The sequence below is a fragment of the Phreatobacter stygius genome, from assembly GCF_005144885.1.
In the GTDB taxonomy this organism is placed as follows: domain Bacteria; phylum Pseudomonadota; class Alphaproteobacteria; order Rhizobiales; family Phreatobacteraceae; genus Phreatobacter; species Phreatobacter stygius.
In genome coordinates, this window is the sequence record NZ_CP039690.1 from 2,232,898 (window position 1) to 2,255,720 (window position 22,823).

Consider the following 22,823-nt stretch of genomic DNA (forward strand, 5'->3'; position numbering starts at 1 on the left):
CCGAGGCGTTTCCGTTCTCTATATAGGTTATCATCGTTCTGTCCAAAACGGCCGCGTTGCGACATACGTGGCCAGCGTCGAAAGCATCCGAGAGGCAGCCGCCATGAAGCCAGCACTCCTGTTTGCGATGCTCGCTGCCGGCTTGTTCGCGTGGGCCGCGCCGATTGTCGCCCAGGCGCAGCCGCCGGCGCCCCAGGCGGCGCCGGCCCAACCGGAAACGCCCGCCCTGCCAGCGCCTCCGCCGGTCGCGGCGCCCGCGCCGCAGCCGGGCTCACCTGCGCCGGAAACGCCGCCCGCCACGGCTCAGGCGCCGGGCCGGCCGGGCGATGTCGTTGAATCCGCCGGTTTCGGCGATGAAGTGACCTTGACTGCCCGCCCCGCCCTGGTGCTGGCCGGACGCGCCACCTGGGACGACCTCTACGGCACCTTCCGGCGGACGCTCGAACAGTTGAACGGCCTGGCGAGGGCCCAGGGCGTCGTCGCCGCCGGCCCGCCCATGATCCGCTTTCTGTCATCAACCGACGATCAGGCCGACTATGAGGCGATCCTGCCGGTCGTCGCCCTGACCCAGCCGCCCGAACGTTACCTGCCGGCCCGGCCCGGCACGACACCGGCGGGGCAGACCTACCGGTTCGTCCATTTCGGCGGCTACGACACGATGGAACAGACCTACGACGAGATCACCAATTTCCTCGACGAACGGTCGATCCAGGCCGAGGATTCCTTTGTCGAGGAATATGTCCGCGATCCCGAAACCACGTCGGAAGTCGATCTCGCGACGTTCATCTACGTGTTTCCGAAAAAGTAGCCCCGGCACCGCCTGGGCGCTGCCGGGATTGCGCTGCGGGACTGCGCCGAAAGAGCCGCAGCCCGCGCCAAGCGCGGGCACGCCTTTGGCGGTCAGCGTGTCACCACCACCCGCGTACCGACGCTGACCCGGCTCATCAGGTCGACGACATCGGCGTTGAGCATGCGGAAGCAGCCATAAGACGCCGCCCGCCCGACCGAGTTCGGAGCATTGGTGCCGTGAATGGCATATTCGCCACCCGCCAGCGTCATCGCCGCCTCACCCATCGGATTGTTCGGTGCGCCGCCCGGAATGAGATCGGGAATGCTCGGCCGGTCGCGCTTGACCACGGCCGGCGGCGCCCAGGCCGGCCGGACATGGCGGCCGTTGATGACTGTCACGCCTTCCCATTGCTTGCTGGCCATGCCGACCGCCACGGTATAGCGGATGGCGGTGCCGTCGCCTTGCACCAGATAGAGCCGCCTCTCGGAATTCCGGATAATGATCGTTCCGGGCTCGGCTTGCATGCTGAGGCGCACAATTTCGCGTGCCTCTACTTGACCGAATGCGCCGAAAATCGGCGCAACAAAACAGGCGGCGGCAAACCACCGCGTCATTCTCGTCCCCATAACACTCTCCCACGCCGCTCCTTTGGTCCCAGCGGTCGAGCGCCAGGAACCAGGGCCGCGCTTTCTATTGTGTTGTTGAGTGAAGATTATTGGAGCCGAGAGTCAACGAGTGGTTGCTTGCCCGGAAAAGGTTCCCGCCGCCTGTTGCGGCGCTGCAACGCTACGTCAGTTTGATGACGGTCCGTTCACCATGATTGCCGTTCATCCGGCGCTAACCATATCGTTATACCGCCACCTCACCGGCCTGCCGGCATGATCCCGTCCGAGGCGGGGGATGGCCGTGGCCCAGGATCAAGAGAAAGCGACCGCACCGGGAAATGGCCAGGCGGGCAACGCTGCTGCCGGCAATGAGGCCGACGTGGTCATGCCGGCGCGACGGCTCCGGGCGCTGAGACACCAGCCGCTCGGCCTGCTCGGTTACCTCGGCCTCGGCCTGATTGCCTCAGTCCCGATCGGCGCCCTTTCGGTCGCCGCCGTCGCCGGCAGCCAGCCGGCCACCGAAACCGTCGAGCCGCGCAGCAATGCTCCGGTCTGGCGCGCTTCCGCGGCCCGCCATGGCGGCTTCGACCTGGACGCGCCGCGCTGGCGGCCGCTCGGCCTCAAGATCAGTGTCCTCAGGCGCTCCGACGGCGTCACCCGCGAGCTCTTCCTGTTCGGCGAGGCAACCGGCGACCAGCGTCACGCCGCCATGGCGATCGACCGCGGCGATACCGGTAGCGCTCCAGCCGAGCAGGATATCGGCGCGCTTGTCGCGGATCTCGGCCTGCCGGCGCGGCTCAGGCCGAACCATCAGGCGCTCGACACCAAATTTGGTCCTTTGCCGACCATCGATATCGCCATTGACGGCCCGGCCGGTCCGAAGGCATGCCTCGGTTTTGCCCTGCGCTCGGCGGAGGCGCGGTTGCGCGTCGTCGGCTGGGTCTGCAATGCCGGTCCGGAGATCGTCAGCCGCGCTGATGCCAGCTGCTTCATCGACCGTCTGGTCACCATCGGCGCCGGCGATCAGGCGCTGGCCGGCATCTTCGTCCGGGCCGAGCTGAACCGCCAGCCCTGCGGCGCGATCCAGCCTGGCGTCACCGCTGGCGCGTCGCGCCCGTTCCAGACCGACGGCCAGGCCCGCCTGCGCCTGCGCCGGCTTTAGAAACAACGGCCAACGCGCGGCGCATTTACCAACAGTTAACCATAAGCTCCCATCCTGGCGCCGAAACAGGATCGGAGACGACCATGGCTGTTGGTCAGGTGGGTGCGCCGGCGACCGGCACCGTCGCCCCGGCGGGCCCTTCGTCAGGGCAAAATCAATCGACCGGCATCGCGCGCAATGAACCGCCGGGCCGGGTCGTCAAGACTGCCGACGTCACGGTCACCTTGTCGCCGGCGGCGCGCCAGCATCTCTCACGGACCGAAGGCTTCGCCGCCACCATCGGCACGACGAAACAGCCGAAGGCAATGACCAAGCCGGGCATCAGCGTCGACCTGAGCGTCTGAGCCGGCCTTCCCCATGCGGGCCTTCGGCGCGGCCCTGCCGCGCCGGGCCGATGCCCGTCAGGCGGCCAGCCGCTGCAATTCTTTCAGGATCGCATCGCCCATGGCCGTGGTGCCGACCACGTGGGTATTGTCGGACTTGATGTCGGCGGTGCGCAGGCCCGCGGCGAGCACATTGGTGATCGCCTTGTCGAGCAGGTCGGCCGCCTCGCTCGCCTTGAACGAATAACGCAGCGCCATCGAGAACGACGAGATCGTCGCGATCGGATTGGCCAGCCCCTTGCCGGCAATGTCGGGCGCCGAACCATGGACTGGTTCGTAGAGCGCCTTGCGCTTGCCGGTCGCCGGATCCTCGGCGCCGAGAGAAGCCGAGGGCAACATGCCGAGCGAGCCGGTCAGCATGGCCGCGATATCGGACAGGATGTCGCCAAACAGGTTGTCGGTGACCAGCACGTCATATTGTTTGGGCCAGCGCACCAGCTGCATGGCGCAATTGTCGGCCAGCACATGCTCCAGTTCGACATCGGCGAACTCGGCCTTGTGCACCCGCGTGACGATCTGTTTCCACAGCACGCCGGTCTTCATGACATTGTGCTTTTCGGCCGAAGACACCTTGTTGCGCCGGGTCTTGGCCAGTTCGAACGCGACCCGCGTGATGCGCTCGATTTCGCCTGTCGTGTAGACCTGGGTATCGATGCCGCGCTGCGAACCGTCCTCGAGCGTGACGATCTCTTTCGGCTCGCCGAAATAGACGCCGCCGGTGAGCTCGCGCACGATCAGGATGTCGAGACCCTCGACCACTTCCTGTTTCAGCGATGACGCCGCGGCGAGCGCCGGGAAGCAGATCGCCGGACGCAGGTTGGCGAACAGGCCGAGATCCTTGCGCAGCCGCAGCAAGCCGGCTTCCGGCCGCTTCGAATAGGGCACGTCGGCCCATTTCGGTCCGCCGACCGCGCCGAACAGCACCGCGTCGGCGGCCTGCGCCAGGGCCATGTCGGAATTCGAAATGGCCTCGCCATGGGCATCATAGGCCGCACCGCCGACCAGGCCGCGCTCAACCTCGAATTTCGCCACGCCTTGCTTGGTGAACCAGCCGACGATCTTCTCGACCTCGCCCATCACCTCCGGGCCGATACCGTCGCCGGGCAGGACGAGAAGCTTTTGCGTGGCCATGGCCGTTTCCCCTTGTTGGCAGCGCAGGGGCTTTAGCGTGCCGGACCGAGGCGAGGCAAGATGCCAAAATGCCGAGCTGCCAAATCGGCATAGGGGGCGGTCGTTTGACCGCACCCCTGCCACACCACCCGGCATGCGGGTCCGCACCGGGCGGTTCGAGAGATTGAGGTCAGGCGAGCCTGGGCATTCCCAGTTGGTCGGCCCATTTGATCGTGAGGACTGAGTTGAGGAGCATCCCGCTGTTGCGCCACCAGCAGCGGGAGTTTCCCGCTACCTTCTGAGCGACGTTGGGTTTGGCTCCCATCGCTATCAGCTCCCGAAGGATTGTCCTGCCCCGCTTCCAGTGCTTGAGCTGGATGGCCCGCAAGCGATGACGCATCCACTCGTCCAGCTCGCGCCAGACCTTGGGTGTTTGCGCCAGTCGGAAGTAGGCTTTCCACCCCAGCACGAAGGAGCACAACCGCGCCGTCACCGCTGTTAACGATCGCCCGGTCACCCGGGGTGTCAGTTCACGGATCCGGGTCTTGAACGCCTTGATCGCCTTGTCGGCGACCCGCCGTTTGACCACCCGACCCGGCGCCACCCAGAAGGCGTAGCCGAGAAAGCGGCGGCCGAAGACGGAAGCCACGGCACTCTTGGTCTCGTTCACCGTCAGATGAAGCCGGCCGTAGAGTCGTCGCAGCAGAGCCATGACCCGCTCGCCCGCCCGCCTGGACCGCACATAGACGTTGCTGTCGTCGGCATAGCGGCAGAAGGCATGGCCGCGTCGTTCAAGCTCCTTGTCCACCTCGTCGAGCAGCACGTTGGCCAGCAGCGGTGACAGCGGGCCACCTTGCGGCGTGCCCCTGGTCCGCTTGATGACCGCATCCCCATCAACAATGTCAGCGTTCAGGAAGGCACGGACCAGACGGATAACGCCGGGATCCGGGACCTTCCGGCGCAGACGATCGATCAGGATGTCGTGGTCCACCCGGTCGAAGAATTTCTCCAGGTCGACATCCACCACAACCCGCCGCCCGGACTGCACGAACGATTGCGCCGCCAAAACGGCATCGTGTGCGCGTCTGCCCGGGCGGAAGCCGTAGCTGTGCTCGCTGAAGGTCGGATCAAGGATCGGCTGCAGGACTTGCAGGAGCGCCTGTTGGATCAGGCGATCCAGCACCGTCGGGATGCCGAGCTCGCGCTCGCCTCCCCCCGGCTTCGGGATCATCACGCGACGCACCGGCTGCGGCTGGTACGTCCCCTTCAGCAGACTGTCGCGGATCACGGACCAGTCGGTTCGCAGCATGCTGGCCGTCTGGTCGATATCCAGACCATCCACGCCTGCCGCACCCTTGTTGGCGCGCACCTGCTTCAAGGCCCGCAGAAGGTTCTCTCGCGCCAGAACCGCTTCGAGCAGTCCCGGCCCCGTGTCGTTCCTGGTCCGGGGCGGGGGCGCGGCTTCGTCGAGACAGGAGCCCGAGCGGGCTTCACCCGTTCGCCTCTCCCGCTTCCCGGGCGTACCCGGCATCTGACGCATGGCCTTGCTCATCCTTGGGGGAACTTCACTCTCTCTCGTTCGGTCCTTCGCCGACGGTGGCCCGCCGGCTACTACGACCTCGGCTGACTTCTCGCTCCGGTTCGACACCGTCGCCCTTTCAGGCACGAGGCGAGATCTCCCCAGGTAAGAACGCAATCCTTCCCCGCACAAACGCCGGATTTACGTCATCGAGCCTTGACCACAAGGGCTTTGCGGTTCGTTGCCCGCTCGCCCTGCTCGACACCGCCTTCTATCCGGTTCTTGTCCATCGTCTCGCGGGTTACGCTCCACGCTTCCTCCCCACGGTCGGTCGCCCTTCCGCAGTTGCGCTTCGCTTCGTTCGCTGTGGCCAGCTTACGGGAGGACTTCCACCTCCAAGATTGCGCCCATGCTGGGCGCACAACGAAAAGGGCGCTCCCATGAGGGCGCGCCCTTCAGCCTCAAACCTGCCGCCGGATTACTCGGCAGTGGATTTTTCGGTCGTTCCGGTCTCGGGCGCGCTCTCTTCGCTGCTGATGCGCGGCGTGCGGCGCCGGCGCGGCTTCGGCGCCAACGGCGCCTCTTCCACTGCCGCTGCCACGACCGGTGCGCCACCGCCGGTAATGAAGGCCGGCAGGCCGATATTCACATCGTCCTCACGCGGCGCCGGCTGGGCGGGCTGTTCCTGCGGCTCGGGGCCGCCGGGCACGTCGCCCTCGGGCGCGCCGTCGCGGCGGCCGCGATCGGCGAACCGTTCGGCGCGACGCCGTTCGAAGCGCTCGCGCCGGCTCTCATAGGGCCGCCCGTCCGGGCGCACGCCCTCGCGCGGCGCTGCCTGTCCGTCGCCCTCGGCCTGGCCGGCGGCAAGATCGGGCTGCTCGGCAGCGGAGGGGTCAGCCTGGAAACGCTGGCGGTCCGGGAAACGCTGGCGGTCCGGGAACCGCTCGCCCCGGTTCTGGCCCTGGCCGTCGCGGCGCTCGCCCTGATAATCGCGGTTCTGGCCTTGGAACTCTCGGTTCTGGCCTTGGAATTCACGATTCTGACCCTGGAACTCGCGGCTCTGGCCGCCATATTCGCCGCGCGGCGGGGCAACCTGCTGCGGTGGCGGTTCGGGCCGGACCGGCACCGGCGATTCGAACCGCTTGTCGAACGGGCTGGCGAACTCGTCGTCGTCGCCGTCATCGTCGCCCTCATCCTCGGACCCGGGCTGGCCGTCCTGGCGGCCGTAGGGGTTCTGCTGGCGCAGCGCGTCGTGCGCCGAGGCAATGATGCGGAAATAATGCTCGGCGTGCTGCAGATAGTTTTCCGCCGCGACCGGATCGCCCGACGAATGGGCATCTCGCGCCAATTGCAGGTATTTTTCTGCGATATGCTGGGCGGTACCGCGGATCTTCACGTCCGGCCCGTTGGATTCATAGCCTCGCGACAGCGGGTTTGGACCCTTGCCACCGCGGTTGTTGTTGCGGCCGCGCATGCGCTTGTTGTTGCCGTTTCTCATGTCGGTCCTTCTTCGACCTGAAGTGGCCGCCCCGTCCCATGCGGCGCGCCCGGATTTTGGAGCCGCTGCCGGCAGAAACCAGATGGCCGTCTTGGCCCGGTTCTGCCGCACTTGCGGCGTTCAGCGATCGTGCGGGTTTCGGACACGGGCACCCTGCCCGGCCTGCTTCGCTCTGTCTTGCGAAGTCCTCTTTCGGGATCGGATCGTGACGCCCCTCGCGCCGCGTGTCCGAAGTTTCTACCCCACCAGACCTGTTTGGTATCTCTGGTCGATGCGCGGATTTTACCCGGGCCGCACCGATTCCCATGACCTCAAACTAGCCGGTCCTTCAGCCGATTCCAAGTAGATTCTGCGGATGCCCTTGGGGTTATGGTGACGGGTTACCCCGTAGCTGGTGAACCGCATCGATCTTGGCAAGCACATCCGGCGGTAAAACCGTGCCGCCGGCATCGATGGCGATCTTCAGCTGGGCCATCGACGTTGCGCCGATAATGGTCGACGTGACGAAGCCTCGGCTCATCACGAAAGCGATGGCGAGCGTGGCGCCGTCGATGCCGGCCTGGCCGGCGATCGCCAGATAGTCCTTGATGGCCGGTTCCGAGCCCGGCTTTTCATAACGCTGCTGGCGGTTGAACAGGGTGACCCGGGCGCCGGCCGGGCGGGCGCCGTCGAGATATTTGCCGGTCAGGAAGCCCTGCGCCAGCGGGGAATAGGCCAGCAGTCCCACCTGTTCGCGCAAGGCGACTTCGGCGAGCGCCGTCTCGAAGGTGCGATTGAGCAGGTGATAGGCATTCTGCACCGACTGCACCCGCGGCAGGCCCTGCCGATCGCTCGCGCTCAGGAACTGCATCGTGCCCCAGGCGCTCTCGTTGGACAGGCCGATGAAGCGCACCTTGCCGGCCCTGACGAAATCGCCGAGCACCTGGAGCTGCTCGCCGATGCTGGTCTCATCGGGCCGCGGCGCCCAGAGGCTGTCGTCGAAACGGCTCGGGTTGGCGCCGAACGGTGCCGGGCGCTCCGGCCAATGCAGCTGATAGAGGTCGATATAGTCGGTACCGAGGCGCTGCAGGCTGTTGTCGAGCGCTTCCGTCATCTGCGCCCGATTGAGCCTGGTCGGCTGACGGTCGGCGCGCAGCCAGTCCATCGCCCCGGATCCGGCGATCTTGGTGGCGATGACGATGTCGTCGCGCTTGCCGCGCTGTCTCAGCCAGGACCCGACGATCCGCTCGGTCGAGCCATAGGTCGCGGGCTTCGGCGGCACCGAATACATTTCCGCCGTATCGAAGAAGTTGATGCCGCGCGACACGGCATAGTCCATCTGCGCGTGTCCCTCGGCTTCGGTGTTCTGTTCGCCGAACGTCATGGTGCCGAGGCACACCGCGGAAACGTTCACGCCGGTGCGGCCGAGGGGACGGGTCTGCATGGAGCGCTGCTCTGTGTCTTTGAAGGGGAACGCCGTGATTAGGTAGCGCGACCGGCGGCGTCAACCGCCGCGGCGGGCGCGCACCGCCGCGATCAGCTCTTCGACCTTGGGCAGGATGCGCTGGACCATGACGTCGACCCCCCTGGCATTGGGGTGCATGCCGTCGGGCAGGCTCAAGCCCGCCACCGTCATGACGCCATCGAGAAAGAACGGATCGAGGATCAGTCCATATTTGGTGGCGAGGTCGGTGAAGATCGGGTTGAACGCGCCGGCATAGGCCGATCCCATATTGGGCGGCGCCAGCATGCCGGCCAGCAGGACGTCGATCTGCCGCTGTTTCAGCTTTTCCACGATCGTATCGAGATTGCGCCGGGTGATCGCCGGATCAAGCCCGCGCAGCGCGTCATTGGCGCCGAGCTGCAGGATCACCGCGTCGGTTCCGTCGCCGACCGACCAGTCGAGCCGCTCCAGCCCGCCGGTCGAGGTGTCGCCCGAAACGCCGGCGTTCTCGATGCTGACCGCCTGGCCGCGCGCCCTGAGCGCCGCCTGGAGCTTGGCAGGGAAGGCGTCGGCGGCCGGCAACTGGTAACCGGCGCTCAGGCTGTCGCCGAGTACGACGATCTTCACCTCGCGCGGCGCCTGGGCCGCAACCGGCCACACCCCGGACAAAATGCCGCCGGCAATCAACAACGAAGTGAAGAGGGTTCGCATGATAACACCCTTTCAAACCTGACTTTGACTGCCATCTAAGAATCTTTGTGCATCGCCGCAATCGTCTCCAACCACGAATGTTCTCATGGATGCCGTGACCCCTGCCTCGCTTTCCGAGAGCCGCTCGAGCCTTCGCCGATCGATCGCGCTCGACCGCGTCGACCTGTCGCTCGGGCGCGGCGCCTCACGTGTTCACATCCTGAAGGATTTGTCGCTGTCGATCGCGCCGGGCGAGAGCGTCGGGCTGGTCGGGCCTTCGGGGTCGGGCAAGTCCACCCTGCTGATGGTCATGGCCGGCCTGGAACGGCCGGATTCCGGCGCGGTCGTGGTGGCCGGCGAGGACATCACCAGGTTCGACGAGGACGGCCTGGCGCGCTTTCGCGGCCGCCATGTCGGCATCGTGTTTCAGTCCTTTCACCTGATCCCGACCATGACGGCCCTGGAAAACGTCGCCGTTCCGCTGGAGCTGTCGGGCGACAGCAATGCCTTCGACAAGGCGGCCAACGAGCTCGAGGCTGTCGGCCTCGGCTCCAGGCTCAATCACTACCCGGCCCAGATGTCGGGCGGCGAGCAGCAGCGCACCGCGCTGGCGCGCGCACTGTCGGTGCAGCCGGCCATCCTGTTCGCTGACGAGCCGACCGGCAATCTCGATGAAGCCATCGGCCGCCACGTCATCGACCTGATGTTCGCCAAGCAGGCCGAACGCGGTACCACCCTGGTGCTGGTGACCCATGATCGCGGCCTCGCCGAACGCTGCGACCGGGTGGTCCGGCTGCGCTCCGGCACCATCGTCGAGGATATCAGGATGGCGGAGCGGGTGTGATGACGAGCTTCGTCGCCCGTCCCTCACGCTTTCCCACCGCAATCCGCCTCGGCCTCAGGGAGCTGCGTGGCGGGCTCAGGGGCTTCGGCATTTTTCTCGCCTGCATTGCGCTCGGCGTTACCGCCATTGCCGGTGTCGGTTCGTTCTCGCGCGGCCTGGTCGAAGGCCTGCATCGCGAGGGCCGGGTGATTCTCGGCGCCGACGCCTCGTTCCAGGTGATCCATCAGGAGCTCGCCCCGGAGGCGGTTGCAGCGCTTGCCACCCGCGGCACGCTTGCCGTCATGGCGACCACCCGCGCCATGGCGCGGATCGAGGCCGGCAGCTCGACCCTGGTCGAGATCAAGGCCGTCGATCCCGTCAATTACCCGCTGATCGGCACGCTCGAGACCGAACCGGCCGGCACCACCACCGATCTCCTGGCAACCACGGACGGGCGGCCCGGCGTCCTGGTCGAGCCGGCCTTGCTGGCCCGCCTCAACCTGAAGGTCGGCGACCCCTTGATCCTCGGCGACCTCACCGTCGCCGTCAGCGGCATCATTCGCCAGGAGCCGGACCGGCTCGCCGGCGGCCTCGGCTTCGGGCCGCGCCTGATGATTTCGCTCGATGCCTTCCGCCAGACCGGCCTGATCCAGCCGGGATCGCTGATCCGCTGGCTCTACCAGCTGCGGCTGCAGCAGCGGCTCGCCGGCGATTCCGACGTGCTGCGCGTCGTCGCCGACATGCGCGAGCGCTTTCCCGAGGCCGGCTTCGACGTCCGCACGCGGATGAATGCCTCGCCGCAGCTCGCCTCGCAGGTGCAGCGCTTCTCGCAATTCCTGACGCTCGTCGGGCTGACCGCGCTGCTGATCGGCGGCGTCGGCGTCGCCAACGCGGTGGCCAGCCTCGTCGACCGCAAGCGTGACGACATCGCCACCTTGAAGGCTCTCGGCGCCACCGGCGGCCTGGTCTTTGCCGTAACCCTGACCCAGATCGGCGGGCTGGCGCTGATCGGCACGCTGATCGGGCTGGCCCTTGGCTCTGCCCTGCCCTACGCCGTGCTGTATCTGTTCGGCGGCTTCATCCCGATCCCGGTCGCCGCCGACGTCTATCCGGGTGAGCTGGCGATCGCTGCCGGTTACGGCCTGCTGGTGGCACTCGCCTTCACGCTCTGGCCGCTCGGCCGGGCCCATGACGTGCCGGTGGCCGCCCTGTTCCGCGACACTGTCGACAGCGACGGCCGGCTGCCGCGCAAGCGATATGTGCTGATGACCATGGCCGCCCTTGGCGGCCTGGTGGCCCTGTCGGTCGGCGCCGCCTTCAACCAGCGGCTCGCGCTGATGTTCATGCTCGGCGCCGCCGGCGCCTTCGTCATTCTGCGCCTTGTCGCCTTCGGCGTGATGGCGCTCGCCGCCCGGCTGCCGCGGCCGCGCCATACCGGCCTGCGCCTGGCCTTGTCCAACCTGCACCGGCCGGGCGCCCTGACGCCCGCCGTGGTGCTGTCGCTCGGTCTCGGCTTGACGCTCCTGTCGGTGATCGCTCTGGTCGATGCCAGCTTCCGCCGCCAGATTGAAACCGCACTGCCCGAGCGGGCGCCGTCCTTCTTCTTCGTCGACATCGCCAATTCGGAAGCCTCGCGTTTCGACGCCTTCATCGCGGCGCAGGCACCTGGCGCGCTGCTCGACCGGGTGCCCATGCTGCGCGGCCGCTTCGTCCGGCTGGGCGACCGGCCGGTCGAGGACATCCGCGCGCGCGAGGAGATCCGCTGGGCCCTGTCGGGCGATCGCGGCATTACCTATGCATCCGGCGTACCGAAGAATTCGCGGGTCGTCGAAGGCGACTGGTGGCCGGCCGACTATGCCGGGCCGCCGCTGGTCTCGTTCGACGAACGGATGGGCGCGGGTTTCGGCCTGAAGCTCGGCGACGAGGTGGTGGTCAATGTGCTCGGCCGCAACGTTACCGCGCGCATCGCGAATTTCCGGCATATCCAATGGGACAATCTCGGCATCAACTTCATCGTCGTGTTCTCGCCCAACACGTTCCGCGGCGCGCCGCACAGCCATCTCGCCACGCTGACCTTCGCGGACCAGAAGCCGGCGGCCGAGGAGATCGCCTTGCTGCAGGCCGTGGCCACCAGCTTCCCGGCGGTCACCACGGTGCGCGTCAAGGACGCGCTCGAAGCGGTCGGCCAGTTGGCCACCCAGATCGCCACGGCGATTCGCGGCGCGAGCGTCGTGACGCTGATCGCCTCCATCCTGGTGCTCGCCGGCGCGCTCGCCGCCGGCCATCGCGCCCGGGTCTATGACGCGGTGATCCTGAAGACGCTGGGCGCCAGCCGCGCCATGCTGATCGGCACCTATGCGATCGAATATGCCGTCCTCGGCACCATCACGGCGCTGTTCGGCGTGGCCGCCGGCAGTCTTGCGGCCTATCTCGTCACCACCGAGGTGATGACCATCCCCTTCGCCTTCTCGCCGCTGGCGGCCTTCGGCATCGTTGGTCTCGCCATCATCTTGACAGTCGGCTTCGGTCTCTTCGGAACCTGGCGGGCGCTCGGAGAAAAACCTGCCCCGGTACTCCGCAATATGTGACGGTTACACGTCCAGGCCATGAATAACCCTGCAAGGCAGGCCTGCGAGACGTTAAGAATTGCGACAAAGGGCCGCGCTTGGGCTGGTTTTTCTCGGGTTTGGCCGTTGAGCACTTGTGCGCGGGGGCGGGTCGGCCATATTTTAGCGTCCGAGGCAGGCGCTCCTGCGCCGTCCCACTCCGAGGGAAACCCAGAGGTAATTCGATGTCTAATTACGATCCCAATGCCCAGGCCTATGGTGGCTACGGTTATGGCCAGGCCACGGCCGTCCAGCAGGCACAGGTCGATCAGGGCCTGCGGTCGTACATGGTCGGCGTCTACAACTACATGATGCTCGGCCTTGCCATCACCGGCTTTGCCGCGCTCGGCATCTACATGCTGTCGGTGACCGGTGACGCCTCGCTCGCCGCTCGCGGCGCTCGCGGCGGCGCAATGGCCGTGTCGGCCGGTCAGTTCCTGACCCCGTTCGGCGCTTTCCTGTTCGCCAGCTGGTTCAAGTTCGTGGTCATCCTGGCGCCGCTCGGCGTCGTGATGCTCCTGTCGTTCCGTGCCGACCGCCTGAGCGCCACCTCGGCCCAGATGATGTTCTGGCTCTATGCAGCGCTGATCGGCGTCTCGATGACGACCATCCTGCTGGTCTATGCCCATACCTCGGTCGCTCGCGTGTTCTTCATCACGGCGGCGTCCTTCGGCGCGCTGTCGCTGTGGGGCTACACCACCAAGCGTGACCTGTCCGGCATGGGCACCTTCCTGATGATGGGCCTGTTCGGCCTGATCATCGCATCGCTGGTCAATATCGGCATTGCCGCCTTCACCGGCACGCCGTCGACCATGCTGCAGTGGATCATCTCGGTGGTCGGCGTTCTGGTCTTCGCGGGCCTCACCGCCTACGACACCCAGAACATCAAGAACGAGTACATCTACAGCCTGGCCTATGCCCAGGACGGCTCGCTGGTCCAGAAGGCCGCCATCTTCGGCGCCCTTCAGCTCTACATGGACTTCGTCGGCATGTTCCAGTTCCTGATGTCGATCCTCGGTTCGCGCGAGTAAGCCTGATCGCCCATCGGCGAAGACGACCCGCCCCCGGCCGCAAGGCCGGGGGTTTTGTTTGTGCCCTGTCCGGCAGGGGCCTGAGGCCTTGAGCGACGGCGCGTCGCGCCGACGCCAGGCGGTTCCGGTCCGGCAATTTCGGCGGCCGACGGAATCCTCGGTAATCTTGCCCAGACGACCCGTCGCCGATGTTGCAAATCGAGGGCACCGCCTGTACAAGGCGCGCCATTGCCGCGGTAGCTCAGCTGGTAGAGCATCGCATTCGTAATGCGGGGGTCGGGGGTTCGAATCCCTTCCGCGGCACCATTCCCCTCTCCAAGGCAATCCGGATTTACCCGGTAAGCTATTCAACAAACTGGCGTTTCTTGGTTAGGCGGCTCGGAATTGGCCCAGCCGAGCCCGATGGCATCCGTTTGCATCCATGACTCTTGTTGGCATATTTGTCGGCATCGATGCCAACATGCTCATATGGATGCCAACAGATGGCTCTGACGGATGTCGCGATCCGGAATTTGAAACCCGGTGCAAAACCAAAAAAACTTAGCGATGAGAAGGGCCTACATGTTCTGGTCACCCCGCAGGGGTCCAAGCTGTGGCGGCTGGCCTATCGCTTCGACGGCAAGCAAAAGCAGCTTGCGATCGGTGGGTATCCTGAAATCGGATTGAAGGAAGCTCGCGAAAAGACCGAACAGGCTCGGAGGCTTCTCCGAGATGGGGTCGACCCGAGCGCCAAACGACGCCTCGACAAGATCACCAGGGCTGTCACCAACGCAACGACATTCAAGTCGATCGCGGATGAACTGCTCGCCAAGAAGGCGCGAGAGGGAAAGGCAGCCCGAACCCTCCAAAAGCTGAATTGGCTTATGGGCATCGCCAACCCCGCCATCGGCGACCGGCCGATCTCTGAAATCACCCCGCCAGAAGTCCTTGCTGTCTTGCGCGGCGTGGAGGCGAGGGAGCGGCTCGAAAGTGCCAAGCGTCTCCGCGCTGTAATTGGCGAGGTCGTTCGCTACGCAATCGCTACCGGTAGGGCGACCACTGACCCGACCTACGCATTGCGCGGCGCTCTCAGGACACCGACCGTGAAGCATCGGGCTGCCATCACGGATCCCTTGGCGCTGGGGGCGCTTCTGCGGGCGATTGATGGCTTCGATGGCCAGCCTGCGACCCGAGCCGCGCTTCGGCTTATGCCGCTTCTATTCCCCCGCCCCGGCGAACTCCGCATGGCGGAATGGAGCGAGTTCGATTTTGACGGCGCCGTATGGGTCATCCCCGGCAACCGCACCAAGATGCGGCGCGAGCACCGGATCCCACTTACGCGTCAAGCCATCGATATCCTTCGGGCGCTACAACCAATTACGGGAGCAGGCAAGCTTGTGTTCCCAGGCACGCGCACAGCCCTGCGGCCAATAAGCGAGAACACTCTCAACGCGGCATTGCGGCGCATGGGGTACACGCCGGACGAAATGACCTCGCATGGGTTTCGCGCGAGCGCTTCTACCCTGTTGAACGAGAGCGGGAAATGGAACCCCGATGCCATCGAACGCGCCCTTGCCCACATGGACGAGGATACCGTCCGACGCGCCTATGCCAGAGGGGAACACTGGGAAGAGCGGGTGGCGATGATGGCATGGTGGGCCGATCACCTCGACTTGCTGCGGGCATCCGGCATGAGGCCGCAAGCGGGAGCCCTAGCGCTGGCCGCTTCAGCCCCCTCTCGCTCCAGCCCTCATTCGGAACCGGCAAAATGACTTGGAATGATAGACCCCTGCCCGACTGGCGGCCGATCAAGGAATTAATCCTTGAGCGGGCTGCGAGGAGAAGCGGTATTCCAGATCTCGGTAAATACACCCTGGACACGAAAATCGCCTGGGTCGTTTCACCCCCAAGCGACGGTGTCGAAAACGGCAAGACACGATGGTTTCCGATCACCGATCTGTTCATGACAGATGAGGAATACCACTATTGCAGCGAAGGCGATTGGCCGCCTGATTGGAAAGGTACCTATTCACAAGGGCTGAGGCAGTTCTGGATCGCCGCAGCTGAGGCGTTTCACGATGATGTCGTTTCAGGCCAAATCCAACTGTTCGCCCGACGGGGGGAAATTACAGAACCGTTCCGCGACCTTGCCGCCGACACCTGGAGAGCTGTCAAAGCCAGGGCGTTGCGCGAGGCGGAAGACGAGATCGATGAGGACGAGGAAGTCCTTGATCTAAGCCAGTGGCTGTCACGCTGCATCCGCCTGGAAAGACTATGTGGTTTCGATAATCCTCGGTTTGTTTCGGTTCACGGCAAAGAGTTGGATCGCGGGGAGATCACTGACCGATCAGGGAGCCCAGGTCGCCCCACCTCCCTTCATATCTTTGTGGCCGAGCATGCCCGGCGCGTGGCTTCTCGCACAGCGCTACTGCGCGTCAAGGACGAAGCGGAGCATCTCCATAACTGGCTCGCGACAGCGCACCCCCAAGCCCACGCCGCAAAGCCGAAGACAATCGAGAACCGCATTCGTGAGCACCATCGGACCCTAAAACGTCCCCCGAAATGAAACAGTTTGGGGCCATTTTTTGGGGGGTGGATTTGCCCCAAGGTCTTCAGACGGCCCCGGAATGCACCGGTCCCGTCTGGAGATCTGAATATGCAATCAACATTGAATGACCGGCTCGCGTACGGTGTCACCGAAGCCGCCGGATTGATCGGAATCGGCAAATCCAAAGCCTGGGAACTCATCGCCAGCGGCGAACTTCGCGCCGTTAGGATCGGCGGACGGACGGTCGTGCGGAGAGCAGATCTCACTGCATTTCTCGACGAACTCGTGTCGACCAAGGAGGCGTAGGAGGATGGCTAGTCTCATCACCATCGCCAGCATGGCCCGCAGACTGCTCGATACTGTCGCGGACGAAGCCATGCTTCAAGGCGCGCGTACCGTGACCGTCACGACCTCGATTGCCCACGACGCCGAGGTGGTCGGCAATTTGGAGGCAACATTCCTCGCGCTTGAAACCGCTGAGGCCGCCAGCGAGTGGATGCCGAAATCGATCGTGCTCACGGGCTTCGAAATTTTCGAATGCGACATTCTCCCGGACGAGGGAATGTTCACCTGCCGTGTCGGAGGAACCCTCCGTCTTGCTCCCGCCGCGCGCGCGTCCGGCGACCCCTGAAACAGGCGAACCAGCCGCGCTTCGGCGCTTCTCCTCACCCCAAATTGCAACCCGTTTCACGAACTCCGAAACATTTGTTCGCAGCGTCAGCGGCACCCCTGAGGTCACTGCCTCCAGGCACCACCAGTGAAGCACGACGACCGGTTCAGACTTGGTTCGGCCGAGCCTTCGCTGCCTCGGCTCCATTTTCTGAAGGCACTGCCGCGGACCTAAGTAAGGGAAATCGTGCAACAAGTACGAACAGCAAGGAAATGCTTGAACACGGCGAAATCCACCTCTCGCACGTCGAAGACTCCAAAAGCCTGACTGCCACTGCGCTGAGAGAGAAATACCCGAGCACATACACCAGCTGGCGGAACATGAAGCAGAGGCGCAAGGCCGGAGCGATTATTGATCCACGGCTGGAAGCCTTCTCTGACTTTCTCGCTCTTGTCGGTCCCCGCCCATCACGTGACCATACCCTCGATCGCATCGATCCGCGCAATCCGACTTACGCGCCCAAACTGGTCCGGTGGCTCGACGCCAAGGGTCAGGCCAACAATCGCCAGACCACGATAATCTTGGAGGTCGATGGTCAGGCCAAACCCTTGGCGGTTTGGGCCGAGGTGACCGGTCAGCGGCCGGATACCTTGCGTAGTCGTCACGCCAAAGGTTGGTCCGACCATGAGGTCTTGTCCGGGCGCAAGTCCGCACAAGTCGGCAACCCTTGGACCGCGCATCCATGGCCCCCTGACCCGCGGAAGAGCTATTTGGCCGAGCAGGCATATCAGCGCCTCGGCGATAGGGGCGAGCTTCGGATCGACTATTACATCCGCGCGATCAAACAGCAGATAGAGCAGATACGCTGGCGTCGCGAGGGCCTGTATGACCCCTGCAGCGGTGATTCTCCTCCTCGGGAGTGGTTGGAGCTCGGACGTGAGCTGGAGCGCTATTTCGCCAAGATGGACGACCTTTGGGAGCAACGTGCGCTCGTCTACGAGGCGATAAAGGTATGGCCAAAACCGGAGTCGTGGGCCGGCCCGAGCCGCTTCCGGAGAAAAGACGAATACTGAGGCGTTCGCTGCGATGACAAGTCGCTACAGGGGGATAGATAGCGGCGTCGGGCTATTGAACGGCTCCCCTATTGATGTGCACATCATTGCGGAGTTTTGCGGCAACGGTCCACTCAGAGCGCCAACGGCCGGCAGCAGACAACCAAATCAAGCGGAGTAGGACCACAGGACACCGGCTGGCTACGGCCGCATCACAGACAAATAGCTTAACCCCTTGGTCCGAGAAACGCTTCAATTTGCCTGAGAGCAATCCTCAGATCGGCGTCGGTCAGTTGCCGACAAATCTGATCGAGCCTTGCTTCCATCGAGGCGCGTTCGGCGCTTATGCTCCGCGGGGCCACGAGGTCCGCTAGCAGCGTTACCAACGGCACGTTTAACGCGGTGGCCAGATCCGACAGAGTGTCCAACCCCGGCAGCTGCTTGCCCCGCTCGATGTTCGATACGCTCTCAGGGGTACGATCGATCTTCGCAGCCAAGCCTTCCTGGGTCATCCCGGCAACCGAGCGCATAGCTTGAACGCGAGCGCCAATCGTCGATTTCAAATCATCGGGCATGAAACCGAAGCTGACTTCGAGTCGCATGCTTGACCACAAAGCCGGTTTCATTAGATTTTGTCGAACATGAAGTTTGCTTCATGAAACCGCGCGACTGTCCGGGAACGGCAGCCAAAACATTCCCCACAGTTGGCTTCGCGTGCATCATTTTGGAGACCGAGAATGCCGCGCCTCAGTTTGTCAGCGATGGTGCTCACAGCCGGCCTTGCGAGCGCCTCGCAGGTCCAGGCCCAGGATACGCTCGACGGCTACGTGACGCGCGCTGCCATGGCCGTCCGGCCCGACCCGGCGCGGAACGTGACCATGAGCCCGACAGGCGGCGCTCAAATGTGCATGGGTGAGGTGGTCCACCTCTACCCGAACAGCGTGGAGCAGCGGGACGCCTTCCTGCGCGGCAACATTGCGACGCTCGACCAGGAGCAAATCCGGAAAATCATGCGTTGTATGTTTCGTCTGGGCTTCATCGACAAATAGGATCAACGGACGACGTGCCCCGTCACAGGATGCGGCACTGAGTCCTGAAAGACATTGACCTCCCGCGCCGCGATGAAAGCCCTAGCCACTGGCGGTTCGATCTTGCTGTTATCGATCGACAAGTCGCTTCATTCCAGGAACGCCCGACCGTGGCACTTGCTGGTGCGAACTTCCGGGGGACCTCGCGCGGACCGTCATGGGCGGCCGAGCGCCACGTCCTGCTTTAGAGATGTCCCGATAGACCCTGCCGATATGAGACGACCACCGTTGGGGCAAAAGCGTCTCATATGAATTGTCCAAAAATCGCTTGCCGATTGTCTCGCAACAGCTATGATTCTTGTGAGACATGTGATGGATACGGCTATGGCGATTGTGGGCTACGCGCGCACTTCAACCAAGGATCAGGTCGCGGGGCTTGAGGACCAAGTCGATGCGCTCCGTGCAACCGGGTGCAAAAAGATCTTCCAGGAGCACGGGTCGGGCATCGACGCGGTTCGTCCCGAGTTGATGAAGGCTCTCGACTATGTCCGGGAGGGCGACGTGTTCACCGTTACCAAACCGGATCGCCTAGCGCGCTCCGTTCCAGATCTTCTCCAGATAGTGGGAGGCCTCAGGGAGCGCGGCGTTGAAGTTCGCATCCTGTCGATGGCGCTCGACACCTCGACGCCAACGGGGACGCTTATGCTTACCGTCCTTGGTGGTGTGGCGGCATTCGAGCGCGAGCTAATGCTGGAACGTCAGCGGGCAGGCATCGCGCGCGCAAAGAGCGAGAATAAATACAGAGGTCGAGCAGCTACCGCGCGCGCGAAGAGCGCGGAGGTGCTTTGCCTGCACAAGGAGGGCAGGAAACCGGCGTCCATCGCACGCGATTTGAACATCGGCCGGGCTTCTGTTTACCGTATCCTATCCGCCGCTCTCCCGTGATCGGCGCCATCAGCACAGAATTTGAAAAACCCTGCAGAACCAGGGCTTACGCTGAGACTCCGTCACGCTTGTTCGGAGAGTTAGGGGTCATCAGCTTGAATTCTTCCTGGAAAATCTCGTTTGATTCGAGGAATTCAGCGGTGTCGATACCTTGCTCGCGCAGGAATGGAGTATCCTTAATCTTCTCTCGGAGACCAAGCATCCTTGCTGCCGCGCGCTTGATGAACACGCTGTACGATACCGGGCGGATGACGACTCGATCATACCACTCTTTCCTGTCACCGGCCTCTGTCCGATCAACCATTGATCCGAGAACAAAGCAGGTTACATCGGTGGCCTCCGTGACATGTCCCCGCCGAATCAACTCTTTGACGTACTTCCAAGCCTGATCCTTCTGCTCGCTGCCAATAACGATGCCCGGCTTCTTAATCTCGGCGATCACTAATCGTGCTGTGCCAGAAACTTCATGGTCTGGATCATGGGAATCCCTGCTGTAGAAGCCCAACGACCCATCGGGCACCATTACGAAATCTGGCCGCAGCCTGCTTCCCGCCTCATTTGATCCAAACAGCTTTCGGATGACTTCGGTCATGCCTTTGTTACTGGTAAAATCGAGGCTTTCAAACTCCGGCCCAAAAACCCATAGCGAGCGCTCGAAAAGCGGTTGAAGATCGCCCACCTCGTCCATGGTCTCGTCACGAAGCTTGCGATCGAGTTCCTCTATAAGCCTGAGCCGCGTTTGGATCTCATCCAGCGCAATCTTTGCGGACCGAACCGTCCAATCCGTGAGGATCTGATGGAGTTCGTCCAGGTCGCCAGGAGGCATCTCATGGAGCTTCGTAATCAACCCATATTGCGACGTCGAAAGCTCCAAATTGGCAAGCACGCCAGCGACCTGCTGAATAACGTCCGCACTAATGGTGGGGCAGGTATCCACAACCCTGTCAACAAACTGGTTCCAGCGTTCGCGCCCAATTGGCGGAAGCTGGCTCACAGTCTTCCCCAGGCTTTCACGGACGGCCGCCTTGGCCTCACTGCGTTTCTCCGCACTGTGTTCCGACAAAACCTCCCTAATCTTCGTGTGGACCGCCAGATGAGTTGCCTGCCACGCCTGATCTGTTCCCACAAATCCTGACCAATCTGGGTGGACTGCCTCCGCCAGAAAATCAGCCGAAACGAGAAACTGAAATCGCTTCGCTTCCGTTGTGCGGCCGTCAAGGATTCGGTCGTGGAAGAAGCCAACCCATCCAGGTGTACCGACCAACCGAGATTGGACACGCCAAGCGATTCCATGCTGCCGGGTCGTCTTGTCCGCCTTCAGCGTGTCGATGACAATCAGATGCGCCGTTCCGAAACCAGGTACATCGATGTACGCTTCCCGTATTCTTTGTGTCGGGACGTCGTCGAAGGTTATCCGCGTTCCGTCGATGGACACCGAGAAATTTGGATCGGCAAGAAATCGCGTTCCGATGACCTCGCGAGCCTCATCGGCTGCCATGCTCACGCCATCTTGGCTGGTGGCCGAAATCTCTGTTCCATGACCGGAAACGCCATTCCGGGTGCTTAACAGCTTGAATGCGAAGGGTAGCTCGCTACTGCGGCTGACTTCGTAGGTCACCTCAATCCCATCCCTCCACGTCCTCACGACGTAAGGGTTTGAAAATCGAAAGGCAGCATGACGCCCCTTACCATTTCGACCATACGGCTGGCGTTGGGGATAGTTGACTAACTCCTCCGGCGGATCGACCCTATTTCCCTCATCTGCAATTTTATCATAGTCCATCGTGCCCCACCGCCGGGCGAATTGGGCTGCCGTCATTCCCCTGCCGTTGTCGGTGATGGAAAACCATGTCGCGTTGCCACGTTGCGGCCAACGGATAACTACCTCAGTCGCATAAGCATCCCACGCATTGGCGACGAGCTCGACGATGGCGACGGATGTGTCGGAGATGATCGCCCCGGCATATTTCCCGAGAAATCGCTCGTCAAAGAGCACGCCTTGATCGGCCATGAACTCACCCCCCACCAACCGTACATTTAATATTGTTTGGGCGGCACACGTCTACCGTGGATTGTGGCGCGCGCAACTGACCGTCGGTGCAGATCAGACACTTACATTGTGGCCGGCGCCGATTGGGGACCGGTAGCTCCGCCCCAACTGGCGACCTCAGGTCACGGAGACCACAGCCTCGGCTTGCCACCTCTGCGAGTCGGTAGCCTAGGGATAGAGCGTGGAATGGTCTATGGGCCCCTCGGGTTGCGGAACGAGGCGGAAAAGCCCCCCATCACGAAAAGTGAAGATCGGTTGTTCCGGAAAGGCTCTCGCAATGTCTTCCACAGTTCGAGCAACGCTACCCCTGACCCGCCCCAGATCGGGATGATCTATCTCTATCCACACTTCAATGGGATCAATGACGAATATGCCGCGAACAGCAAAGTCGCGCATTCCCCATTCATTGTGGCCTTGACGCTCTGACAGACTCCTTTCCAGCGTCACCAGTCGTCAGGTCTCTCTCGTTGAATTGGCGAATTCCGGTCAAAGGGTGACGGAAGGAGCCACCATCCCCAGGGTCGGCCGTCGCCAAAGACTCCTTCGCATTGAGATCAAGTATGACACCGACAGTCCCGAAGGCATGCCGATCAAAACCGTCGAACGTGTCTCCTGGTTTGACAACCGAGCAGCAGACTCCATCCTTTGCCTGACCGCCGATAACGGTGGTCAGGTCATCTGGAAACTTTGGGCTATCCGGATCGGCTCCGCCGGGCGTCCCTGAAAAATGGACGATGAGCGCGCAGTGGCGGCGGAGAAACTCATGAACCTCGACGACTTCAGGCTTCAAAAACGACTGCCCCACGGCGTTCAAAATCGCACCTCCCAGCTTGCCGAACTCACACGAAAAGAAACCCGTTTATGGGACAGATGAAAGCACTCTTCTCCCGCCGCAACTGATAGTTCGGGCATTCTCCCAGTAGGCATTGCAGCCGTCCCGTAACATTGGCAGCGTATCCGGGCGGTAAGGG

General features: G+C 63.4%; 22 protein-coding genes and 1 tRNA gene. 14 read left to right on the forward strand and 9 right to left on the reverse strand.

Annotation, left to right across the window (positions count from 1 at the left end):
* Positions 1 to 364: 364 nt before the first annotated feature.
* The gene (locus E8M01_RS35035) at positions 365 to 808 is read left to right on the forward strand and encodes a GyrI-like domain-containing protein (RefSeq protein ID WP_170181852.1); all 444 of its coding nucleotides are present in this window, start codon (positions 365 to 367) and stop codon (positions 806 to 808) included.
* A gap of 92 nt (positions 809 to 900) precedes the next feature.
* On the opposite strand, the gene E8M01_RS10185 is transcribed toward E8M01_RS35035, so the two are convergent.
* The gene (locus E8M01_RS10185) at positions 901 to 1,404 is read right to left on the reverse strand and encodes a L,D-transpeptidase (RefSeq protein WP_136960019.1); all 504 of its coding nucleotides are present in this window, start codon (positions 1,402 to 1,404) and stop codon (positions 901 to 903) included.
* Between the two features lie 292 nt (positions 1,405 to 1,696).
* Between E8M01_RS10185 and E8M01_RS10190 the strand changes: the two genes are divergently transcribed.
* Both E8M01_RS10190 and E8M01_RS10195 read left to right on the forward strand, forming a co-directional pair.
* Positions 1,697 to 2,557, forward strand: coding sequence for a hypothetical protein (locus E8M01_RS10190; protein ID WP_136960020.1), 861 nt, complete (start codon positions 1,697 to 1,699; stop codon positions 2,555 to 2,557).
* An 83-nt stretch (positions 2,558 to 2,640) separates the two neighbouring features.
* A complete protein-coding gene (locus tag E8M01_RS10195) occupies positions 2,641 to 2,901 on the forward strand; it encodes a hypothetical protein (RefSeq protein ID WP_136960021.1) in 261 nt (86 codons plus the stop codon).
* Positions 2,902 to 2,958: 57 nt separating this feature from the next.
* On the opposite strand, the gene leuB is transcribed toward E8M01_RS10195, so the two are convergent.
* The 5 genes from leuB to E8M01_RS10225 all read right to left on the reverse strand — a co-directional run bounded on the left by leuB (position 2,959) and on the right by E8M01_RS10225 (position 9,201).
* Positions 2,959 to 4,071 carry a 3-isopropylmalate dehydrogenase gene (leuB, locus tag E8M01_RS10200; RefSeq protein ID WP_136960022.1) on the reverse strand — a complete coding sequence of 371 codons (1,113 nt, stop codon included), beginning with the start codon at positions 4,069 to 4,071 and terminating at the stop codon, positions 2,959 to 2,961.
* Positions 4,072 to 4,240: 169 nt separating this feature from the next.
* A complete protein-coding gene (gene ltrA / locus E8M01_RS10205) occupies positions 4,241 to 5,590 on the reverse strand; it encodes a group II intron reverse transcriptase/maturase (protein WP_246088531.1) in 1,350 nt (449 codons plus the stop codon).
* Between the two features lie 457 nt (positions 5,591 to 6,047).
* Positions 6,048 to 7,067: a DUF4167 domain-containing protein gene (locus E8M01_RS35520; protein WP_246088670.1), complete on the reverse strand. Its 1,020-nt coding sequence runs from the start codon at positions 7,065 to 7,067 to the stop codon at positions 6,048 to 6,050.
* Between the two features lie 367 nt (positions 7,068 to 7,434).
* On the reverse strand, positions 7,435 to 8,490 hold the full coding sequence (locus E8M01_RS10220) for an aldo/keto reductase (RefSeq protein WP_136960023.1): 1,056 nt from the start codon (positions 8,488 to 8,490) through the stop codon (positions 7,435 to 7,437).
* A 60-nt stretch (positions 8,491 to 8,550) separates the two neighbouring features.
* Positions 8,551 to 9,201: an arylesterase gene (locus E8M01_RS10225; RefSeq protein ID WP_136960024.1), complete on the reverse strand. Its 651-nt coding sequence runs from the start codon at positions 9,199 to 9,201 to the stop codon at positions 8,551 to 8,553.
* 85 nt (positions 9,202 to 9,286) lie between these two features.
* On the opposite strand from E8M01_RS10225, the gene E8M01_RS10230 reads away from it, so the two are divergent.
* The 9 genes from E8M01_RS10230 to E8M01_RS10270 all read left to right on the forward strand — a co-directional run bounded on the left by E8M01_RS10230 (position 9,287) and on the right by E8M01_RS10270 (position 17,850).
* Entirely contained in the window at positions 9,287 to 10,024 is a 738-nt protein-coding gene (locus E8M01_RS10230; protein ID WP_136960025.1) for an ABC transporter ATP-binding protein, read from the forward strand.
* A complete protein-coding gene (locus E8M01_RS10235; protein ID WP_136960026.1) occupies positions 10,024 to 12,591 on the forward strand; it encodes an ABC transporter permease in 2,568 nt (855 codons plus the stop codon). The genes E8M01_RS10230 and E8M01_RS10235 overlap by 1 nt, the downstream gene beginning before the upstream one ends.
* Positions 12,592 to 12,794: 203 nt before the next feature.
* Positions 12,795 to 13,640 (forward strand): Bax inhibitor-1/YccA family protein, encoded by an 846-nt coding sequence (locus E8M01_RS10240; RefSeq protein ID WP_136960027.1) that lies wholly within the window; start codon positions 12,795 to 12,797, stop codon positions 13,638 to 13,640.
* 230 nt (positions 13,641 to 13,870) lie between these two features.
* Positions 13,871 to 13,946 (forward strand) — tRNA-Thr (locus E8M01_RS10245).
* 176 nt (positions 13,947 to 14,122) lie between these two features.
* Positions 14,123 to 15,391, forward strand: a complete 1,269-nt coding sequence (locus E8M01_RS10250) for a tyrosine-type recombinase/integrase (RefSeq protein ID WP_136960028.1) — start codon at positions 14,123 to 14,125, stop codon at positions 15,389 to 15,391.
* Complete coding sequence (locus tag E8M01_RS10255; RefSeq protein ID WP_136960029.1) at positions 15,388 to 16,185, forward strand: hypothetical protein; 798 nt, start codon at positions 15,388 to 15,390, stop codon at positions 16,183 to 16,185. Before E8M01_RS10250 ends, E8M01_RS10255 begins: the two co-directional genes overlap by 4 nt.
* Before the next feature lie 90 nt (positions 16,186 to 16,275).
* On the forward strand, positions 16,276 to 16,473 hold the full coding sequence (locus tag E8M01_RS10260; protein WP_136960030.1) for a helix-turn-helix domain-containing protein: 198 nt from the start codon (positions 16,276 to 16,278) through the stop codon (positions 16,471 to 16,473).
* A 4-nt stretch (positions 16,474 to 16,477) separates the two neighbouring features.
* Positions 16,478 to 16,798 (forward strand): hypothetical protein, encoded by a 321-nt coding sequence (locus E8M01_RS10265; RefSeq protein ID WP_136960031.1) that lies wholly within the window; start codon positions 16,478 to 16,480, stop codon positions 16,796 to 16,798.
* Positions 16,799 to 17,049: 251 nt separating this feature from the next.
* Positions 17,050 to 17,850, forward strand: a complete 801-nt coding sequence (locus tag E8M01_RS10270; RefSeq protein ID WP_136960032.1) for a hypothetical protein — start codon at positions 17,050 to 17,052, stop codon at positions 17,848 to 17,850.
* Between the two features lie 206 nt (positions 17,851 to 18,056).
* Here the strand turns inward: E8M01_RS10270 and E8M01_RS10275 are convergent, their stop codons facing one another.
* Positions 18,057 to 18,431, reverse strand: a complete 375-nt coding sequence (locus E8M01_RS10275; protein ID WP_215908873.1) for a helix-turn-helix domain-containing protein — start codon at positions 18,429 to 18,431, stop codon at positions 18,057 to 18,059.
* Between the two features lie 135 nt (positions 18,432 to 18,566).
* On the opposite strand from E8M01_RS10275, the gene E8M01_RS10280 reads away from it, so the two are divergent.
* Together E8M01_RS10280 and E8M01_RS10285 are read left to right on the forward strand one after the other, a co-directional pair.
* Entirely contained in the window at positions 18,567 to 18,878 is a 312-nt protein-coding gene (locus tag E8M01_RS10280; RefSeq protein ID WP_136960033.1) for a hypothetical protein, read from the forward strand.
* A 363-nt stretch (positions 18,879 to 19,241) separates the two neighbouring features.
* Positions 19,242 to 19,802 (forward strand): recombinase family protein, encoded by a 561-nt coding sequence (locus tag E8M01_RS10285; protein WP_136960034.1) that lies wholly within the window; start codon positions 19,242 to 19,244, stop codon positions 19,800 to 19,802.
* A 46-nt stretch (positions 19,803 to 19,848) separates the two neighbouring features.
* On the opposite strand, the gene E8M01_RS10290 is transcribed toward E8M01_RS10285, so the two are convergent.
* Positions 19,849 to 21,813 carry an ATP-binding protein gene (locus E8M01_RS10290; protein WP_136960035.1) on the reverse strand — a complete coding sequence of 655 codons (1,965 nt, stop codon included), beginning with the start codon at positions 21,811 to 21,813 and terminating at the stop codon, positions 19,849 to 19,851.
* 442 nt (positions 21,814 to 22,255) lie between these two features.
* A complete protein-coding gene (locus E8M01_RS10295; RefSeq protein WP_136960036.1) occupies positions 22,256 to 22,666 on the reverse strand; it encodes a hypothetical protein in 411 nt (136 codons plus the stop codon).
* Between the last annotated feature and the right edge of the window lie 157 nt (positions 22,667 to 22,823).

What these genes read in the sequence shown, in the direction of transcription:
- E8M01_RS10185 (WP_136960019.1), bottom strand. Translation starts at nt 1,404, where the DNA reads ATGACGCGGTGGTTTGCCGCCGCCTGTTTTGTTGCGCCGATTTTCGGC.
- E8M01_RS10265 (WP_136960031.1), top strand. Translation starts at nt 16,478, where the DNA reads ATGGCTAGTCTCATCACCATCGCCAGCATGGCCCGCAGACTGCTCGAT.
- leuB (WP_136960022.1), bottom strand. Translation starts at nt 4,071, where the DNA reads ATGGCCACGCAAAAGCTTCTCGTCCTGCCCGGCGACGGTATCGGCCCG.
- E8M01_RS10225 (WP_136960024.1), bottom strand. Translation starts at nt 9,201, where the DNA reads ATGCGAACCCTCTTCACTTCGTTGTTGATTGCCGGCGGCATTTTGTCC.
- E8M01_RS10260 (WP_136960030.1), top strand. Translation starts at nt 16,276, where the DNA reads ATGCAATCAACATTGAATGACCGGCTCGCGTACGGTGTCACCGAAGCC.
- E8M01_RS10220 (WP_136960023.1), bottom strand. Translation starts at nt 8,490, where the DNA reads ATGCAGACCCGTCCCCTCGGCCGCACCGGCGTGAACGTTTCCGCGGTG.
- E8M01_RS35520 (WP_246088670.1), bottom strand. Translation starts at nt 7,067, where the DNA reads ATGAGAAACGGCAACAACAAGCGCATGCGCGGCCGCAACAACAACCGC.
- E8M01_RS10250 (WP_136960028.1), top strand. Translation starts at nt 14,123, where the DNA reads ATGGCTCTGACGGATGTCGCGATCCGGAATTTGAAACCCGGTGCAAAA.
- E8M01_RS10275 (WP_215908873.1), bottom strand. Translation starts at nt 18,431, where the DNA reads ATGCGACTCGAAGTCAGCTTCGGTTTCATGCCCGATGATTTGAAATCG.
- E8M01_RS10235 (WP_136960026.1), top strand. Translation starts at nt 10,024, where the DNA reads ATGACGAGCTTCGTCGCCCGTCCCTCACGCTTTCCCACCGCAATCCGC.
- E8M01_RS10230 (WP_136960025.1), top strand. Translation starts at nt 9,287, where the DNA reads ATGGATGCCGTGACCCCTGCCTCGCTTTCCGAGAGCCGCTCGAGCCTT.
- E8M01_RS10255 (WP_136960029.1), top strand. Translation starts at nt 15,388, where the DNA reads ATGACTTGGAATGATAGACCCCTGCCCGACTGGCGGCCGATCAAGGAA.
- E8M01_RS10290 (WP_136960035.1), bottom strand. Translation starts at nt 21,813, where the DNA reads ATGGCCGATCAAGGCGTGCTCTTTGACGAGCGATTTCTCGGGAAATAT.
- E8M01_RS10285 (WP_136960034.1), top strand. Translation starts at nt 19,242, where the DNA reads ATGGCGATTGTGGGCTACGCGCGCACTTCAACCAAGGATCAGGTCGCG.
- E8M01_RS10240 (WP_136960027.1), top strand. Translation starts at nt 12,795, where the DNA reads ATGTCTAATTACGATCCCAATGCCCAGGCCTATGGTGGCTACGGTTAT.
- ltrA (WP_246088531.1), bottom strand. Translation starts at nt 5,590, where the DNA reads ATGCGTCAGATGCCGGGTACGCCCGGGAAGCGGGAGAGGCGAACGGGT.
- E8M01_RS10280 (WP_136960033.1), top strand. Translation starts at nt 18,567, where the DNA reads ATGCCGCGCCTCAGTTTGTCAGCGATGGTGCTCACAGCCGGCCTTGCG.
- E8M01_RS10195 (WP_136960021.1), top strand. Translation starts at nt 2,641, where the DNA reads ATGGCTGTTGGTCAGGTGGGTGCGCCGGCGACCGGCACCGTCGCCCCG.
- E8M01_RS10270 (WP_136960032.1), top strand. Translation starts at nt 17,050, where the DNA reads ATGCTTGAACACGGCGAAATCCACCTCTCGCACGTCGAAGACTCCAAA.